This is a genomic window from Burkholderia sp. 22088 (assembly GCF_052045915.1).
Lineage (GTDB): Bacteria > Pseudomonadota > Gammaproteobacteria > Burkholderiales > Burkholderiaceae > Burkholderia > Burkholderia cepacia.
The window spans coordinates 155,196-173,019 of sequence record NZ_JBQEPY010000023.1; the positions used below are offsets into that span (position 1 = coordinate 155,196).

The 17,824-nt window shown below is 54.7% G+C and carries 10 protein-coding genes and 1 pseudogene; 4 read left to right on the plus strand and 7 right to left on the minus strand.

Annotated elements, in window-relative coordinates:
• The first annotated feature begins 108 nt into the window (after nucleotides 1–108).
• A complete protein-coding gene (locus ACTJLD_RS35475) occupies nucleotides 109–1,806 on the plus strand; it encodes a hypothetical protein (protein ID WP_440661061.1) in 1,698 nt (565 codons plus the stop codon).
• Between the two features lie 152 nt (nucleotides 1,807–1,958).
• On the opposite strand, the gene drmB is transcribed toward ACTJLD_RS35475, so the two are convergent.
• Genes drmB through ACTJLD_RS35500 form a run of 5 tightly spaced genes read right to left on the minus strand, consistent with a single transcriptional unit; the run spans nucleotide 1,959 to nucleotide 12,143 of the window.
• The gene (gene drmB / locus ACTJLD_RS35480) at nucleotides 1,959–4,049 is read right to left on the minus strand and encodes a DrmB family protein (protein WP_440661063.1); all 2,091 of its coding nucleotides are present in this window, start codon (nucleotides 4,047–4,049) and stop codon (nucleotides 1,959–1,961) included.
• Nucleotides 4,046–7,732, minus strand: coding sequence for a helicase-related protein (locus ACTJLD_RS35485; protein ID WP_440661065.1), 3,687 nt, complete (start codon nucleotides 7,730–7,732; stop codon nucleotides 4,046–4,048). Before ACTJLD_RS35485 ends, drmB begins: the two co-directional genes overlap by 4 nt.
• On the minus strand, nucleotides 7,729–9,504 hold the full coding sequence (locus ACTJLD_RS35490; RefSeq protein WP_440661067.1) for an NERD domain-containing protein: 1,776 nt from the start codon (nucleotides 9,502–9,504) through the stop codon (nucleotides 7,729–7,731). Before ACTJLD_RS35490 ends, ACTJLD_RS35485 begins: the two co-directional genes overlap by 4 nt.
• A gap of 8 nt (nucleotides 9,505–9,512) precedes the next feature.
• Nucleotides 9,513–11,096: a hypothetical protein gene (locus tag ACTJLD_RS35495; RefSeq protein ID WP_440661069.1), complete on the minus strand. Its 1,584-nt coding sequence runs from the start codon at nucleotides 11,094–11,096 to the stop codon at nucleotides 9,513–9,515.
• A gap of 51 nt (nucleotides 11,097–11,147) precedes the next feature.
• The gene (locus ACTJLD_RS35500) at nucleotides 11,148–12,143 is read right to left on the minus strand and encodes a hypothetical protein (protein ID WP_440661071.1); all 996 of its coding nucleotides are present in this window, start codon (nucleotides 12,141–12,143) and stop codon (nucleotides 11,148–11,150) included.
• Between the two features lie 134 nt (nucleotides 12,144–12,277).
• On the opposite strand from ACTJLD_RS35500, the gene ACTJLD_RS35505 reads away from it, so the two are divergent.
• Nucleotides 12,278–14,347 (plus strand): AIPR family protein, encoded by a 2,070-nt coding sequence (locus ACTJLD_RS35505; protein WP_440661073.1) that lies wholly within the window; start codon nucleotides 12,278–12,280, stop codon nucleotides 14,345–14,347.
• Between the two features lie 160 nt (nucleotides 14,348–14,507).
• Complete coding sequence (locus tag ACTJLD_RS35510) at nucleotides 14,508–15,011, plus strand: very short patch repair endonuclease (RefSeq protein WP_440661075.1); 504 nt, start codon at nucleotides 14,508–14,510, stop codon at nucleotides 15,009–15,011.
• Here ACTJLD_RS35510 and ACTJLD_RS35515 read toward each other — a convergent pair.
• Nucleotides 14,969–16,588 (minus strand): DNA cytosine methyltransferase, encoded by a 1,620-nt coding sequence (locus ACTJLD_RS35515; RefSeq protein ID WP_440661077.1) that lies wholly within the window; start codon nucleotides 16,586–16,588, stop codon nucleotides 14,969–14,971. The genes ACTJLD_RS35510 and ACTJLD_RS35515 overlap by 43 nt on opposite strands.
• Nucleotides 16,589–16,909: 321 nt before the next feature.
• Nucleotides 16,910–17,038, minus strand: a pseudogene (locus tag ACTJLD_RS35520) (N-6 DNA methylase); the annotation flags it as partial.
• Nucleotides 17,039–17,258: 220 nt separating this feature from the next.
• Here ACTJLD_RS35520 and ACTJLD_RS35525 point away from each other — a divergent pair.
• Nucleotides 17,259–17,504: a SymE family type I addiction module toxin gene (locus ACTJLD_RS35525; RefSeq protein WP_440661079.1), complete on the plus strand. Its 246-nt coding sequence runs from the start codon at nucleotides 17,259–17,261 to the stop codon at nucleotides 17,502–17,504.
• Nucleotides 17,505–17,824 lie beyond the last annotated feature (320 nt).

A 17,824-nucleotide genomic window follows, 5' to 3' on the forward strand; every position in this document is an offset into this window, starting at 1 on the left:
CCTAAGAGGCTCATCTGATGCAATGTCGATTTCGCTACGATTGAATAATTGGTCCGTTCTGGTATATGCGGACCTCATGAGAAACATCGGCAAACAGGAGATGATTCCGTGAATCAACAGAAGGATTACCGAAATACTTGTAGTGAGGTGGAAGCTCTTATTGCTCAACAGATCGATCGCGTGCAAGAAAAGGCTGCGAGGCTGTGGAAGGGATATGAGCAAGAGGCGTTGATAACGATAGTTCGTGCGCTAGACACAATCGCTATTGCTGATTTCATGGATGCAAACCACGAACTACCTACTGAGCGTGAAGAGGCTCGGCATTTTGCCAAATTGGGGCTCGTATCGGCATTGAAGCCATTTTTGAAAACTGTGAGAAGCATTGGTGGAGGTGTACCGTGGGGACCAATTGTTCCAGAGTGGATGAGCTTTGCCTATTCATATCTGATTACGTGTGGTCAACTCACCAACTTGCGACGCATGGCGCAACTCGAGCGGTATGGATTATCGAAATCGACTATGCGGGATTCCGGCCCTCTCATAGAAGTTGATGTCGGCCTCGAAGAGATCTCTCAGCGATTTGCTGCGGACTCAGTTTTGGCGCACGGCAACGCTCCGGATCCCGTGAATGAAGAGTTTGAGGAAAAACTCCGAAATCGTATGAAATCGTATGTTGATACCCCAGATGGATGGTTCATTCGGTATGACAATGACTGGGATATCGTGCACGCCTATCGGAAGAAGGCCGAGAGTTACGGCAGAAGATTTCCCGAACGCGAAGCATTGCCAGATAACGTCATAATAGGCGGCAGAACATTTAAGGAGTGGAGAGATTCAAGTAACGAAGCGCTCGGAAGAGTTCTCTGCCACATTGATTTTTCCTACGAGCTTCGGATAAAGCAACCGGAAATTTTGCTCGCAAATGTCACAACTATCTTCGCACGAAAGGAAGACGTCGAAGCGGTTCTTGAAGAGGCTGGGATATCTCGAGACCTTGTTCCATCGACGATGCGCGCACTGACACTGTCGAGCGACACGCTCGACGAATGGGATTGGGAAGGAAATTTTGAAATTCCTTGCCCATACTATGTTGAGTTGGGGCAAGACTTCGTGCTCCTCCCCTGCTTTGGGGCATTATCGAACCCGTATGTGTCATTCTTTCGGCATTTGAAAACAATTTACAAGAATGACTGGGACCAAGCCGTTGACGAAAAAGAGAAGGTCTTTCGTCGGGACTTATCCAGCGCATTCGGCGCGCCCAGGTTCCACGTTCCCACTCATGGTTTTAGCATCCGTCGAGCGGATGGCTCCGAATTGACGGACGTAGACGCGGTAATCGTTGACACTGAGTCCGGAGCGATGGCGTTCGTACAACTTAAATGGAACGACGTGTTTGGGCATTCATTACGCGAATGGCAAAGCCGGCGAAACAACGTCGTCAAGAAGGCTAACGAATGGGTGAATAAGCTTGTGTCGTGGATCGACGGGCGCAGCGCAGTTGAAGTTGCAAAGCAACTCGGCATAAAGGACGTCACTGCTCCCGCCGCCCCACTGATGTATGTGATAACTCGCTACACAGCAAGATTTAGCGGCGAGTCTGACCGCGATAGTCGTGCGGCTTGGTTGAGTTGGTTTGAGTTACTACATGTCTTGGATGATCTTGACTACACAGAACCACTGGCAGATTTGGCCCACGCAGTGGAGCGTCATGTCCGGCGCTTTGTGTTCGACCGCCCACGTATCATGACTTTTAGTTTCCCGGACTTGACGGTCGAATTGAAAATGTGTCGCAAGGAGGAACCCTGACGGCGTTCGTCGCGTCAGCCTCCATAAAATCCGGAGCGGTTCATATCGTCCATCGAGCCGAACCATTTGAGCTCGGCCGTAACGGATCAAGTGTATTAGCAGGAACTGGATCTGAAAGGTAGTCGGTCTCGTCCCCGCTTTTCCATTGAGAGTCAGAACGAAAAGAAGCCTGTGTCCGGCCTATCTAGAGTTCCCACTAGCGTTGCCCGATCAAGCAGCCGGTTTTGCTGCTCGCACGACGTTTCCGGTAGAAGCGAGCAAGCGTGGCAGGCGGCGAGATTACAGTTGTTGGGGCCTTGGCCGGGACTCTCAATGCAGATCGGATCTGTAGAGCACCACCTTGCACGATCGATCGCCCTAGCAACCGTGCGCTCCAACAATCCCGGCGTCCCCATCTGTACCAATCCCCCCATTGTTCCTTCCGCATCGCCAGCTGCCGTATATATCAAAATACCGTGCATCCGCGGGTCCTCATCCGAACAGTAAATGCGCTCTCGTAGCGATGACGAACCGTATCCACAATCGAACGTGAGCTGATTGATGAGGGCGTGTGCGAACGTGTGGAGCATAACGAACTTAGGCGTTGTGTCTACAACATGCACTTGGCGACGGCGCGCCTGCTCGTGAAGATTGCGGTTAACTGAGAGGAGACGCTGACGGTGAAATTCTCCATGTTGCTTGTCCCACGCATCCAGGTGACCAGCATCGAAGACGAGAAAGATTCCTTCACCACGCACGACGACAGCGGGCAACCAGTTCATCTTCTGGCGCGATATCAGCCCCCAGCGCTTGTCAGTGTCAATAACGGGCGTGGCAAATAAGCGACTGAACCCCACGAAAGCCCTAGTCTCCCGGAGTTTGTCTAGTAGCGCGACACGGGAGAAGCGAGTGCGAACTACGTCTTCATACTCAGCAATCGGGTGACTTCGCACGAGTAGATTAACCTTGGGAGAGCCCTCCTGACCATCCCGATTGAAGGCGGCATACTCTTCCGACCGGAACGTTCCTTCGGATGCGTCAATTGTCCCGTCGGAAACGGATTCATTGTTCTTTCGCGCTTGGACCCATTTGTTCAGCGGCTCAACGAGTACTGAAGCCATGATTGCCCAGTCATGGAATGAGGATGCAGCGACGACGCTAGCAACGACCTGCTCGGACAGGGTGCCATCAATGGCGATCTGAGCCTGCTGCATGAGTGCAGCGGCAGTATAGCGGTCCTGTGTGAGTATTTCGATCAGGATGTGCTTGTTGACTGCGTCGGCCAGCACTGCCGGATCGACTTGCGACTCGGGCCGCCGTTTTTTCAGAACTAGGCCCGCGGACCTCTTTGTGAGTTGCCCCGTATCGGAAGCTAAAGCACCAGCCAACAGATCCTGCTTGAGCGCATGATCGTCCAGCAGGTCGAGCACATCCTGAGGGATAGTTGCATCGATAACTTCGGGAACATAGATGGCACTTCGAACATCTGCAAAGTAGAGATTGCTCGCACCCCGAAGAACCGCTTGTAGGGGTGTCCCACACGCTTCGCCGTCGTCATCGCCGCCATGCCCGATACCCAGAGCCGGATTCTGGCTGTCACACTTGACTCCCAAATCAAGTCCCAGTGCACCAGAAAGCGATCGGCGCTTGATTTCGACTATCCCCGATACGTCCTGACGCTCAGCCACGACAACAATACCTGCTGCTGATGCCGAGCCTGTAGAGAGTAGTCGCAACCAGCGGTCCGACTTGACGCGTCCCCATTCGTCGCGATCGAGGCCAAGCCACTCAACCCAAGGAAAATCCCTCATATGTCCATCGCGGCAAGCTGCAATGAAACGCACTTGGACCATCTTTCGGCGCTTGTGACTCGTGCCCTTCTGTCCCCCGCTTCCGATCGGGCCGTCGCAGAATGGCGATTGACGATCGTGATAACGTGCTTCGGCCATGCGTCCGCATCTTGGACAGGAGTGCCACAGTGGAAATCTCAGGAAGGGCAGTTTCAGTCCGACGTTGACGGCATTTGCGCCTGCCGCACTATCAACCTGACGGAAATCAGGTGGTTGAACAAAAAAATCTACGCCCAAGCGACGCGCTAGCCGCGGTTCGTCTTCGACTTTGAACTCCCGGTGGTCAGGGTTGGTCGGTTCGAATGGCCAAGCATCCAGACCTGCGTGGACAAGAGAGACGGGGCCAGGAAAGTCGACCAGTGCTCCTATACCGAACGGTGATAACGCTTGTGACCTGCGAACAGGGCGGCTCATGTCGTACCTCCTACAACAGGCCGATAACGGTCTGTGATCTCTGCTTCGCAGCTGGCATCTACGTTCCGTAGCGACGACATCGTCGGCCAACTGCGTCCATTCCATTCTGTGCGTTCAGCGCTTCCAGCAGGATGCATCAAGGGCGCGTCTTCGGGTGCCTGACCGAAGCCTCCATACTGCGCCGGATTCCAAGCTCGCCACTGGTCTAGTCGATGTATCAGGCGTGCCATCACTGCCCCCTCCTCCGACGGAGCGATCTGACGCACGCGAGCCCGGACCATTTCTTCCAAGCGATTCCGCAGATTGCTTCCGGGTAACAACGGGAATGGATCGGGTCGTTCCGCATCCGAGTCCAGTCGACCAAGCTGGCGCACCAGCGCCACTATCAATCCATGCAGTGAGCGCTCGACAGCTGGCGGGCTGAATGGCGTGACACTTGTAGGCTCAACCTGAGCATAGAGTTTTTGGTGATAGGACCGGAAACGTTCGTAATGGCTTCGATCTCGTGGCTTGGTTTGACCATAGATCACTACAACTAAGCCTGGCTTGTTTTGGTCCCGCCCCACGCGACTCGAAACTTGAATGTATTGAGAAGTCGTCTTAGGCTGACCGACGATTGCCATCAAGGACAGCCGCTGTATGTCAACACCAACCTCTATGATGTTCGAAGCAAGGCAGGCATCGATCGGCGAAGGGGAATTCGGTGATTTCCGCTCGCTCTCGCGCAGTGGCACGTCGAGTTTTTCCAGCAGGCGCGGGATGTGGTCACCGCGGATGCGACTAGTCAGCTCCTCTACGTGAAGGAGCTGTCGAATGCGTTCATAGTCCACACCGTGGCGCGTTAGAACCACTCGCAGATATTCGCGCGTGTCCGCGGAGAACAACGTCAAAGCGCCACCGAGCTCTCTGAGTGAATTGAAGAAAACCAAGAGTGTCCACCAAGGATCCAGGTCGGCTGGGTCGCCATCCAACAGAGCGGCATGCTGCATTAAAGCTGCAAAGATCCGTGTTTCCGACGTCTGTACTGAAACGTGGGCAGGAGCCAACACGCCAGCGTAAAGTCGGCCGGGCAACGGCCGACCGGCTTCGTCCATAGCTTCGCGTGCGAAGAATGAGTCTGACGCATCAAGTCCTGACGGCGGGAATAGCGCAACCGCCCCGCGCGCATAGAGCGCGCATACTTGTTCCCGTGCTCGACTAATAGTTGCCGTCGAGGCGACGATTTTCGGACGTACCATGCCACCCAACGGGTCGATGCAAAGCGCCTCGATGACAGTCTCATAGGCCCCCACCATGGAGCCGAGCGGTCCAGAGATCAAATGCAGTTCGTCCTGGATGACGAGTGTCGGTGGCCTTCCTTTGTGCCGTCCGGATTCATCGATACCGAAGATGCTTCGTGCACGGGGGCTCCAAGCGAGCATCGCGAACTTGTCGACGGTCCCGATCAGCAAATTGGGGGGACGCTCAAGGACGTCCTCGTCGATGACGACGATGGGCAGCGGCAGCCTCCCGGAGCCGGGAAGGCCACCAAACTCACAATTTTTGTCGCTGCAGCGATAGACAACCGTATCTGCCGAACCACGCCGTTCCTTCGAGTACCCCAGAACATTGATAGCACCAGAATGGGTCTTCGTTCTCCCAAATACCTGCCTGCTGCCCCGAGCCTCCAATCCCGCAGATTCGTGAGGTCCGAACTTGGCCGCGCACCATGGACAGCGCAACAGAACGAAGGGATTTTCTGCGTCAGGATCACGTTGAAGCTTCCGCAGCTTGCTAATAGCATCGTCCCGCTTGTTCGGAGTGGCACTACCGCCTACCCAGAGTCCGATCTCGAATGACCGCGTACCGAGGGAGCTAGGATTTGCACGTCGCAGGTGTTCCATCGCGCAGAACAGGGTCGAGGCGCGCTGGAACTGCTGCGCCGTCAGGAGCCTCAACGTGTACCGCATCAGGACATCGACTCCGCCAGCAGCGTCCCCCGAAATGGCGTTGAAGAACACCGTAAATGCGGTCAACCCAAGGTACGCCTCTGTCTTGCCACCACCCGTCGGGAACCAGATGAGATCTACTATTTCCCGTTCGACGTGCGTCGAGTCAGCAATGCCTTGCAGGGACATTAACAAAAAGGCGATCTGGAAAGGTCGCCAGTAGCCCCGACCGGCGTCCGGGACAGTCGGATCGAATTGTGTTGCGGGAGGCCATGTCACGCGGCCTAGGTCATCGTGCAATGGCGAACGCATTTCTTGTCCTGCACGTAGCTGTGCGATCAGCATGGCGTGGTTGGCTAGTTGAAACGCTTGGCGTGCTCGATTACCTGATGCATCCCGAGCGCGCAATAGCTTCAGCCCGGCGTCGATGCGATCTGCGCAGATCCGACAGTCGTCAATTAGCGCCGTCGCTGTGGGCCGATCCCTTACTGGTATCGAAGTCACCGTGGATTCGAGAGAGGCAATCCAACGCCGGTATTCACTTATCAGTGTTTCTGCATCGTTCAGTCCGTCGTCTCCCGGCTCCAGCCCGGCGAGCTTGCGCATACTCACCCTGAGGCTGGACATCGACCCATCCGGTTGTTTAACGGCAAGATCAGCGCTTGTCGACGGCGTTTCGAAGACCGGGAGGCTATCGCTCCACACGGCACCGACCCGTTCCGGACGGCCATGGATCCAGTCTGCACCACAACCATGGCCGATCGCGAACGTTCTGTCGTTGCGATAGAGGATACGATTCACGTTCTCGTCGGCACGGGGATCCGGATTGTCAAATTCGCTGGAGAAGTATTCGGGGTAGGGGTCAATCCAGGTGCCCCCGGACTGGCCTGAGACCCGGAGACCGGATTGAAACAGGCAAGTGCCGTCGAGATTCTCCCGAGAAGCTCTGAGTGTATTGATGATCGAAATCGTGAGTAGCCGGTGGTTCGCTGTTGGCGCTCCACGCCACGAGCGTGACAGGATGACTAATTGCAGACCTGCCTCCACTGGGCCGATGGGAAAGCGCAGTGGTTCTGTCGCCTTGAGGAGTTCCGCTTTACCCACCTTCACGACAGGGCATTTGCCGTCGTCTGTAACGACAGATCGTCGTAGCCAGACCTTTCTCTCGGTCCCCTGCTTGCCAACCGCCGCACCGATCACTAGCGTCAGAGGCTTGTAAATGCCGCACGGACCTTCAATCGTTTTTTCGGCCCCAACCCTTCCGACACTTAGTAGTTCGACGGAGATCCCAAGCTCCTCCCGTCCGAGGTCCGCCAGCAAGCTAACTCCGAGAGCGGAAGGCCGGAACGCGTTGGCCAACGTTACGTCCTCATTGTCCACTTCGTCGATAGAGGCAACGTTGCTAGCCTTCTTCTCTAGTTTGGCAGCAACATCGTCACTCAATTCGACACCAGCCCGAAGCTCGGGTGACTCGTCTATCGAACCTTCAGCAAATTCAGATGCTTGTTCAGATGCAAGCTCGTCGACGCCTTGTGGAAACAGGATCCCGGCACCAAATCGTTTTACAGGGGGATCCTGCCAAACGATCTCTTCACCGTCAGGTTGGCAACGGGCAGTCCGGAACTCTTCCCAACTCATTGCCTGTTTTTCAACTAAAGCGACTGACTTGCCTGCGGGATCGGGCCCGACGACCTCAGCCCTGAGGCGCCGTAGCATCAGCTCGCGATTTAGCAGGTTTTTGTCGAGCGTCTTCATGCGGAGCCTTCCCGTTGTGCCTTGAGTCCTTGAATTAGTAGCCGCCCATAGACGCTACGAAGTCGTTCGTTCATTAAGACGTGAAGTGCGAGTCTTGCACGCGTCATGCCTACATACAGCAGCGCAGCAGCTTGGTCACCATCGAGTTCTTCAACATCAGTGAGAATAACCACTGGGGATTCCATGCCTTTGTATGCATATACGCTGCCGTAGTGGACTATGGCTTGCGCCGAGTTCGACGTTTTGCCAAAGGGAAGTACAGGTACTTTATCGACGACTCCCTTCAGCCTAGCTGCACATGCAGCTGCATCGGTGCGCATCGACAGCACCACAATCCCGTCCGGGCCGTATCTACGACTAAGCTGGCGGACACTATCAGCGAGTTTCAAATCTTGGTCAGCCTGATTCCGATAGAAGATTGGAGCAACGTCCACCCCCTCCTCGGACTGAAGGACACGGCTGTATCCTGGGGTTAAACCACTCGTGAGCGTAACAGCATCGGCGATATTTCTTGTGTTACGGCAGTTGATACGGATAGGGCAGGTTGTGAACCCCTGTCCGGATCTGCTCTTGAGTCGCTCCAATCCCGGTTGAGCATTGCTATTTGCATAAATGGCTTGCCGCTCAAAGTCACCGAACATGGCCCACCGTCCACCTGCAAGTCCGCCGGCAATGATCAGTTCCAGGACGTCCAAAATTTCCTCTGTCATCAGGTCTTGCGCTTCGTCAAGAATCAACATATCGAAGGGCTTGAACTGACTATCGTCGCGCAACAGGGCGTTCAAAGCCCGCTCAGGTAGTTCGGATGACCAGAATTCCTTGCCGGCATCTATGGGAACCTCGATACCTGCAATCCTCAACAACAGTGATGAGACGGTCCCGACGCTCATCGACGTTTCTGCAGCTTGAGCTTCTGCCGCGATTGACTCCGTTTGGCCCTTAAGCCAATTTCCAAGCAGTGAGTTGTGACACAGGAGCATGACTCGTCGGCCACTACGCACCACTCGGCGCGCAGCCTCGATGGCCAGCAAAGTCTTGCCGGTACCGGCCGGCCCTTTGAACAAGATACGCCGGTTATCTTCGAGCATATCTAGTGCGTGAAACTGCTCCTCCGTAAACTTGCGAATTGATCGCTCAACGAGTTCGTCTTTGTCATTTCCAATAGCTGCATATTCGAAGTCCGGCCGAAGCACCGAGACTATGCTCTCGACCTGTCGACGATTCGGGCGACTTCGCGGAGAATACCAAGTACGTGTGGAAGCCGTATTCCTGAGGCGTGTGTGTTCTGCCTCCAGAATTCGGATCACAATTGACGACACCGGATTCCTTAGTAAATCCGTCTTGTTGACAACCTGCCAAGGCTCCCACTCCAGCGATCGCTCCGTGAAGTCGATTTCCGTGAAAAACACCGCAGACGTGAAGACGATATTGGCCAGTGTCGCGTCCCTGCCCATAACGTATTTGCGAACCGAGTGTGCAGCGTCGCTCGCCTGTCGGAAGGGTCCAACGGTAGATATTTTGGGCGGGTCATATTGATAGATCCACAGACCGTCGCGTCGCTGGAGGCTGCAACCCTTGACCTCGATGCACAATACTCCTAGCCCGGGAACGGCTACGACAAGGTCAGCCTCTCCTTGCGACCGGGTAATATGGCGCCGGATATCAAACGAATGGAACACAATCCATTCCCGTGTCGCAGGGTCTTCCTTGAGCTTCTGGTATAGCAGTCGTTCACTGCCTGGTGCCTTCGCTGAAATCTGAGGAGGAATCATTCTAGCCACTATTTCATCTCCACCGAGTGCTTATGAAACAGCGTCGAGTATGGAACACGAACTGACTGCATATCGATCGCTGAAACCCTGAGCAATCCCATCTGCCCAGACTCGACACCCGGGAGTGCGATGGATAAAACAGTTTCGATTCTCTGGCGCTCGGCGATTAGTTTCCTTACTCGTTCTAACAGCGCCGTTCGAATCTCGCCCCCTGCGCGATGTTGGTAGCCCTTGACCAATTCCATTTGATCCCATTTCGTCTTCGCGTAAGCGTCCAGATCCATAGGGCATTGTGGAGGCGCGAACTCCGCCAGTACTGCGGTCAGGCGGCGAAACGTGTCGTAGCTCTGCGGAGCGATGACTGTGTCTCCGGCCCAGACCCAGAGATAGCTGGCGGACCGCAGTCGTCCTCCAAGTTCCCGAAATGCACTTGCGATTACACCTTCCCCGTGACTTTTCAGTGCGACGCACAATGACGACTTCCACTCCGTGGCTTCGTGGCGAAGATTCGGTCGTCCCTCACTTGCCATAAGGGTATCTGCGACCTCGTCCAGATAGTCGCCGCTGCCCGACAGCCGGAGCAGCACCAGATCGTGTTCTTCAAGAGAATCGACGGCTTTGCGAGGTAATCGATTTGCGTCTACCTCTAAATTGCGATCGAGTAGATCGGATATCTCGACTATGGTTCCATCGTTGGGAAGAAACGCGCCGCTGGCGTCGGCAAATAGTACGAACCGTGCGTTGACAGAGATGTCTCGATCCGATGTGGGCGTCAGGTTCGGGAACTGAGCTCTGATGCTTTCCCAAGACGAGTCGTTAACCCATTTGTCCAACGGTTCATCCTGAGCTTCGTCTGTGACGACTAAAGGAAATCTTCGAGAACTGACTGCAGAAGAAAATACTGTGTCGCGAGGTAGCTCAAGACGCTCAGGAATTTGAATACGCTCACCTCGGTACGCAGCGATTACGATTTCGTTCGCTCGCCCCCCGAGGAGCAAATCGCGGGTCAGGGGCTTCGCCGAAAATCGCAGCGTTCCCGGAAAGACGATCCGCGAGAACACTCGGCTATGCACATCACGTCGAGAGCGAAGTACGACTACTCCATGCAGACCAAGGTCTCGTTCCGAATCTACTGTCAATGGCCATCCGGGCGAGACCACTCGCTGCAGACCAGCGAAGATCGCGCTACGGCCACCATTCGTGCTACCAAGTACCGTTGCAATACGTTCCAACTTGGGGTTCTTCGGATTCTGGAGCAGTGCCGTAATGATATTGTGGATAGTTCGTGCTGGAGCCGCTATCGCATGCATTCCCTCTGCCAGAATCGACAGGCGTTCTGCCATTTGACGGAGACACAGTCGTTCATCGTCAAACGGCAGTAGCGTCTGCAATACAGTCATCTTGAGTCGCCAAGCAAGTCGAGGCACTTCTTGCTGGTCAATGTCGTCCCTGTCTACCAAGGTGAAAATACTATTGCATGCACGAGCTAGTTCATGCGCAGGGGGAAACTCGACGGTCAGATAACGCCGCGTGACAGCACTTGCCTGCAGATGCTGCGTGGTTACGAGGTCGAATACAAAGGACGAGCTCATTTTTCGCAACAACTATGCCTACGGAGACTGGATATAAGTCGCATCCACATTTCAAATTGCGCTATCGAAAATATCTTTGCCTTCCGGCAGAGCAAAGATAAACGAGTCGATTGAGGTTGGTGGTGCAACCACGGGATTTGCGCCTTCATCGAAGTGAATTCCCTCGTCGACGGAATAAGGTAGGAACCGATTAAGAAGGTTGGCGACTTCCTCGTCAAAGTCCGCATGATCCAGTAGCACGACAATGCTCCGAGCTGAGACTTGGCCAAGTCGGGAGGTTGCACGGGCGCCATCGAGGATCGTCACGCCTTGCAGAATATCGTCGCTATCCATACCTCTGACCGGTATGAGCCGTAATTTTCCATGCCGACCTTCTGAATCCGTAAGAGCCAACGTTTCCCGCAATGGCACGCCAGGCACGTTGTCGGCTTCTAGGAACACCCCGTCGAGATCGGCCAAGAACGAGAACCTCTCGGTGATCACCGTACTGTCGGCCATCGGGGAGCGAATCCATGTCGTCGATGAAGCGTCAACAATATTCTTCATCAGCGATGCAGCTCGAGCGAGGGTGTCTTCTCCACGTTTCGTTATGGCTCCCCGGGTTACACCGTAGCTCAGAGCAGAGGCGCGCGAAAGCCGATAGGTTACCCCCTTTGATTTTGCGGGTGTTTGCCCGACTATCGCGAGGAATTGATTGCCGTCGATGTCGCAAATTCCGTCAACTGTGCCGGAATAACTGACCGCCCTGCCACTTTTTCCCTTCAGGTCACGCCAGTGAACCAATGTACCGACAGGTAGCGCTTGCAGCGCATCCCAATCGAGTATGTCGTCGTGGAGGCGCGAGGCCGCCAGCATCGCCCCCAAGCCAACAAAGGCGGCGGCTAGTCGGCGGGTGGGTAAGAGTACAACCGTTACCCGGCGTCCGCTGAGCGCGGCCTGACTACGCAGCCACGCGCCCAGCCAGATGAGCCAGTCCGCCCAAGCAGGCATCGGACACGAGCCCCCATCGGTTCGAATGGAAAGTCGCTCGCGGTGCAGGGCACTCATCACAGTGTCCACCTCCGGCATCGTGCGCGCTCCCCAGAATCATTGATATCCCGTTGAGTATAATGCCAGATGTTACAAATTGTGAGCGGGCCCTTGACGGCACAATGAAATGTTTCCTGTTTGCGGGGGATAGATTGAACGACGAGGTGTTGTCTTTCAGGCAGAACGTCATTCTGCGAGTGATATCCGAGTTCGCAGAGCGGGACTCGGCGCTTGGATTTGCCACGATCACTGGGCAAATGTTGGAAGAAGCAGAAGAGTGTGCCGATTACATGCCCTGCCCATTCCGAGGGACCGGGGCGCGCCGTCGCAATATCGGAGTTGACGGCTATGCATTCGACGACGCAGACGGTTCGCTTCGCGTCGTCATCACGGCCTTTTACGGCGGGGATGAGCCAACCACTTTGACTCAGACAGCGGCCAGAACCGAGTTTGCAAAACTGACCTCGTTCATCGAAGATATCTTCGCAGACATGGATGATGGTCTGCCTGCTGATGATGATCCTGTCGTGGACTTTGCTGATCTCCTGCAGTCGCACCGCACATCAATTTCGCGGTTACGCCTTTATCTCGCAACCGACGGAATCCTCAGCGACCGGGTACGCGACTGGCCTGCGTCGAACATCTGCGACATCCCAACGGACTTTCACATCTGGGACATGTCGCGATTCCATGGAGCGCTATCTTCGCAAAGTGGGCGAGAGGTGCTAACCGTGGATTTTGCCCAGCTATCCAATGGAGGCATTCCTTGCTTGCAGGCAAGCTTGCTCCATTCGGGATACAGCTCGTATCTTTGCGTCATTCCGGGAGATACTCTGGCCAAGATTTACGACAGCTACGGCAGCCGGCTTCTTGAAGGTAACGTTCGTTCGTTCTTGGGTAAGACTGGTAAAGTTAATAAGGCTATCCGGGAAACCATTCTTCGCGAGCCCGAAATGTTCTTCGCGTTCAACAATGGCATATCTGCAACAGCGTCGTCGGTTGTCGTCGAGCAGACGTCGAATGGCTCGCGCTTGATATCTGCAACCGACCTGCAGATCGTGAACGGTGGTCAGACCACGGCTTCGCTAACGTTTACGAAGCGTAAAGACGGTTCGGATCTTTCGGCTGTCTTTGTCCAAATGAAACTGTCGGTTGTTCCAGAGGATTTATCGGGAACGCTAATTCCAAAGATCTCCGAATACGCGAACAAACAGAACAAAGTCTCTGATTCTGATCTCTTTTCCAATCATGAGTATCACCGCAAACTGGAAGATCTTTCTCGGCGGATCAAAGCACCTCCAACTAGTGGATCGCAACGTCCCACGTCATGGTTTTACGAACGTGCAAAAGGACAGTATCGAATAGAGACCGCGAAGATGAGCCCGGCCGAGAAGCAGCGCTTCGAGGCGGATAATCCGAAATCTCAACTTCTCACGAAAACGGATCTAGCAAAGATCGAAAATTCTTGGCGCTGTCTACCTCACGAAGTCAGCAAGGGAGCTCAAAAAAATTTCGACGTGTTCAGTAAGTATATCGTCACGGAATGGGCATCTAAACCCTTGCAGTTCAACGACGAGTATTTTAGACGGGCCGTGGCTCACGCCATTGTTTTTCGAAAACTGGAAAAGCTGATTCCCGACGAAGCATGGTACGAAGGCGGGTATCGCGCCAATATTGTCACCTATTCGATTGCCAAACTTTCCCATATGTTGAAAACCAGAACGTCGGGACGAGCACTGGATTATCAAGGAATCTGGCGGCGGCAGGCAATTTCGCCCGAGTTGTGCGAGCAATTGCGCCTTATCGCCAAAGTCATGTATACGGTCATTACAACGCCGGACCAACAAGGAAGCGAGAACATCACTGAATGGAGCAAAAAGGCCTTGGCGTGGGAGCGTGCTCAGGAAGCGAAAATCGAGTTTCTGCCAAATTTCGAGGTCGAACTTATCGCATCCGAAGACGTTAAGCGAGCGTTCAGAGATGCGGAAGATGACGCTGCCATTGATCGTGGTCTTGCTGCAGTCACCAAAATTCTAGCAACGAAGCCATCCGATTGGCGGCGAATTAGGCAGTGGGGACTCGAAAGACGGCTGCTGACTCCTAAGGAGGAGCAGTTACTGTTGATGGCGGCAACGCCGGGGCGCCTGCCGACAGACAAGCAAGCGGAGGCCATTCTCAAGATCCACAGTAACCTTGAGCGTGAAGGGCTTTCTTTAACTTGAGACGACGTATCGCGTTGAGTACCATGAGAACTAGTGTCGTGACTCGATTGTGTGGCTCCCAACTGTTGACTGGATTGAGGTCAACCGAAAGCTTTGCGTCGCAGTAAGTGCACAATACAGACACTTGGTCCGCAGTTCGTACGATAAGAGGTACTACGGTGTGATCGACGTTGTCGATAAGGCAAAGCGCAGTCGGATGATGGCCGGCATAAGAAGCCGCGACACCAAACCGGAACTCGTGGTCCGGCGACTGCTTCATGGTGCGGGGCTACGATACCGGCTCCATTGCAAGAATTTGCCTGGTACACCTGATCTCGTTTTGCCCAAATATCGAGCAACCATCTTGATACACGGGTGCTTCTGGCATGCGCATGGCGGCTGTAAGTATTTTTCGATACCTGCGTCAAACGAGCAATTCTGGCGAACGAAACTTTCTGCGAACCGCGAACGCGACACTCGCCAGATTGATGCCCTGAGATCCCAAGGGTGGCGTGTGCTGGTCATCTGGGAGTGTGCAACCAGATCGACCAGACATCGTGAAGATTTATTGACGTGGACGATGAAGTGGCTGGTGGGAAGCGATGGGTATGGCGAGATTCCATTCCAGCCGCCACAATCACCTCAGGATGCGGGTACCACTTTGCCGTCTGATGGTCGGATCTGACTATCGACGTACACAGGTATTTTCAGGAAACGAGCCACCGACTCACCAAGCTGCTTTGCAAGGAAGGGCGGCACGGCATTACCGACTTGGTGATATTGCTGTGTACGGTTTCCCTCAAAAAAGTAGTTGTCCGGAAAGGTCTGCAAGCGCGCTGCTTCGCGCACCGTCAGACTGCGACATTGCGAAGGATCGGGATGTATGTAGTAATGCCCGTCCTTGGCAATATGCGAGACGATAGTGGTCGACGGCGAGTCGGCAATCTGTACCCTAAATCTGTCGTCGAAAGGGATATTTTCGTCGCCAACATTGCCGTGTGCTGGCAAGAGTTTAGGGGGAAAGGTATCTAGTTTTGGAGAGTACCGCTGTTGCCTCGCGAAACTTGAAGCAAACAGATATCTATGCAGATCCGAGGCCATATGGCTTCGCGTTTCGTGCTGACATACTCCTCCGAGGCGGTCGTCGCGGTACCACGTCGCCAGATCTGTCGGGAGGCCTGGAAAGAAGGGAACGTCGTTTTCGAGAAATTGGCCGCCAGTTCGGTTTATGTGCCGGGCAAGGTGTGCGGCTTCCTCCATCCAATGCTGGATGTGGTCCCGGGCCTCGCAGCGCCAGCCACCGAGTGTATTGGGCGCGGAATTCAGTATCTTGAGCCATGCCTCATGTGAGTCGGGCTGCCGGGATAGTTTACTTCGCAATGCGGGGAGATCAGCAAGTACGCTTCGTACGGTCACGTTCTCTGGGATACGGGCGAGCAATTCGTGATTTCGCGAGGCGTGGTCAGAGCGAATTCCCAAGAGAATCACCCGGTGGCGCATCTGTGGAACACCGAAATCCTCTGCTCGAATAAGGAAATCTGCAGGGTGAAGACCTTCCGGTCGGGACGCCGTCGTAAACGAGCGAATATCGTAATGAACCCCAGGTGCGGGGTCCGAGAGATCCCCAAGAATACGTTCAAAAATGCGCTGCCCATCGTGGGTAGACGATAGCATCCCCTTTACGTTTTCCATGACGAAAACTGCAGGCTGAAAATCACGAATGATTCTCAAATATTCGCGGTACAGGAAGTGCTTGGGATCCTGCTCGAATGATGGGTCTACGTTTTTCCGACGCGACCTTCCTGCGAGGGAATATGCTTGGCAAGGTGGGCCGCCAATCAGCACCCACTCACTGCTGCCGTTGATGCCGGTCCGGATGAGGTCATCTATCTGCGACTCCGGAGCACCACCTAACTCTAGGCAGTGAGCTTCTTGGTTGACCGACTTCAGTACCGAAGCAACCGTCGGATCGCTCATCAAGGTTGGCCGATCGACATCGCCACGAACATAGTCGTAGTATGCGTCGGGGACTCCATGCTCCGATAGGGCGCGGAACATGGCGCGTAATGTCAACGTGCGGTGCGCGATGGCATCTTTCTCGATTGATACACGGATGTCAAAGATGCGACGCCCTTTCGTGTCGCGAACGGCAGAAAAACCTTCGCCCAATCCCCCGGGGCCCGCGAACAAGTCTATTACTGGGACACTCATTTTTTGAAGTTTGTCTTGATTTGCCCTGTACTTTACCAGGTCTTGGGACAAAACAAGAAACTACAAGCCAAGATGTTCGGCTGACAGGCCTTGAGGTTGACCGGTTTCCGTGGACGGCTAGACGGCCAATTTTTAAGCGCGCGGAACTCTGCCGTTTGGCAGTGAGACTGCGAGTTATCCACCGCCGGCCGGTGAGTCACCTGTCACAACCATGACGCTGGCCGGCGGTATGCAACTCGCTAGGCGAGAACGGTCCATCCATACACCGTGGACGGGCGCAGCAACCTTGATCGGAAGGTTAATGACGCCCTTTGCGTGACGTTGCGTCAGTGCCATGTCCAAAGCCCGCAGCATCAACTCCGTGCGCAGGTAGGCGAGATTGTGAATGAAGTGTTGCATCCAAGCGTAGTTTGCGTTCCCGACCGGTGGGTCGCCGTAGGACCAGCGCTTGTCGCCGCGCAGCAGTTTGCCAGACCAGTCGCCTACGTTGAACGGCGGGTTGCCTCGCAGGACTCGTCGGGCATCGATACCTAGACCTACGCCGCAATTTTCCGCAATGAAAACTCAAGAAGCTATACCGATTGGCCATCCCTCTAATTTTCCATATTTCGAGATGCCCAGTTAAGTAGACTCAAATGGCGTCACCGCAAAAAGCGCGGGCCGCATGGGCTGCCACCCATACGACCCGCTGACCACAACCAACTCACCTCAGGAGTCGGAAATGGCTAACGCCAATCATAAGTCACGCCCAGTCGTAACGGAACGCTTCGTCAAGATTCAAGCATCAGCACGCCATCACTCCTTGTCTAGAGTCCTCCGTGCCATCAGAGCACACCGAAAACTGAACACGACGTATTACCCGTGGATCAAATTGGCGGGCGTCTGGCTTGAGGACGCGGGATTCGAGGCAGGAGAACGCGTCCGGATTACTGTCGAGCGCCAGCGACTCATCATCACGCCGATGTGATCGGCGCATTGCCCATGGTGGGCGTCGCAAGTCACCATCCGTCTAGGTAGCTCGGTGCCCGATACTCCGCACCGTTAGTAACTGTGACAAGCGACGATCGTGCTGCAATCGCAGCGGGCCGGCCACTCAGGCCCACTGCCGTGTAGCCTTTCAGCACGAGCTGCAACCCATGCCAGGCGCACCGCACATTTCCGCCGCACCAATGCAAAAACCCCCGCCTTTCGGGCGGGGGTTTCTGGCTTAGGGAGCCTGACGATTACCTACTTTCACACGGGAATCCGCACTATCATCGGCGTAGAGTCGTTTCACGGTCCTGTTCG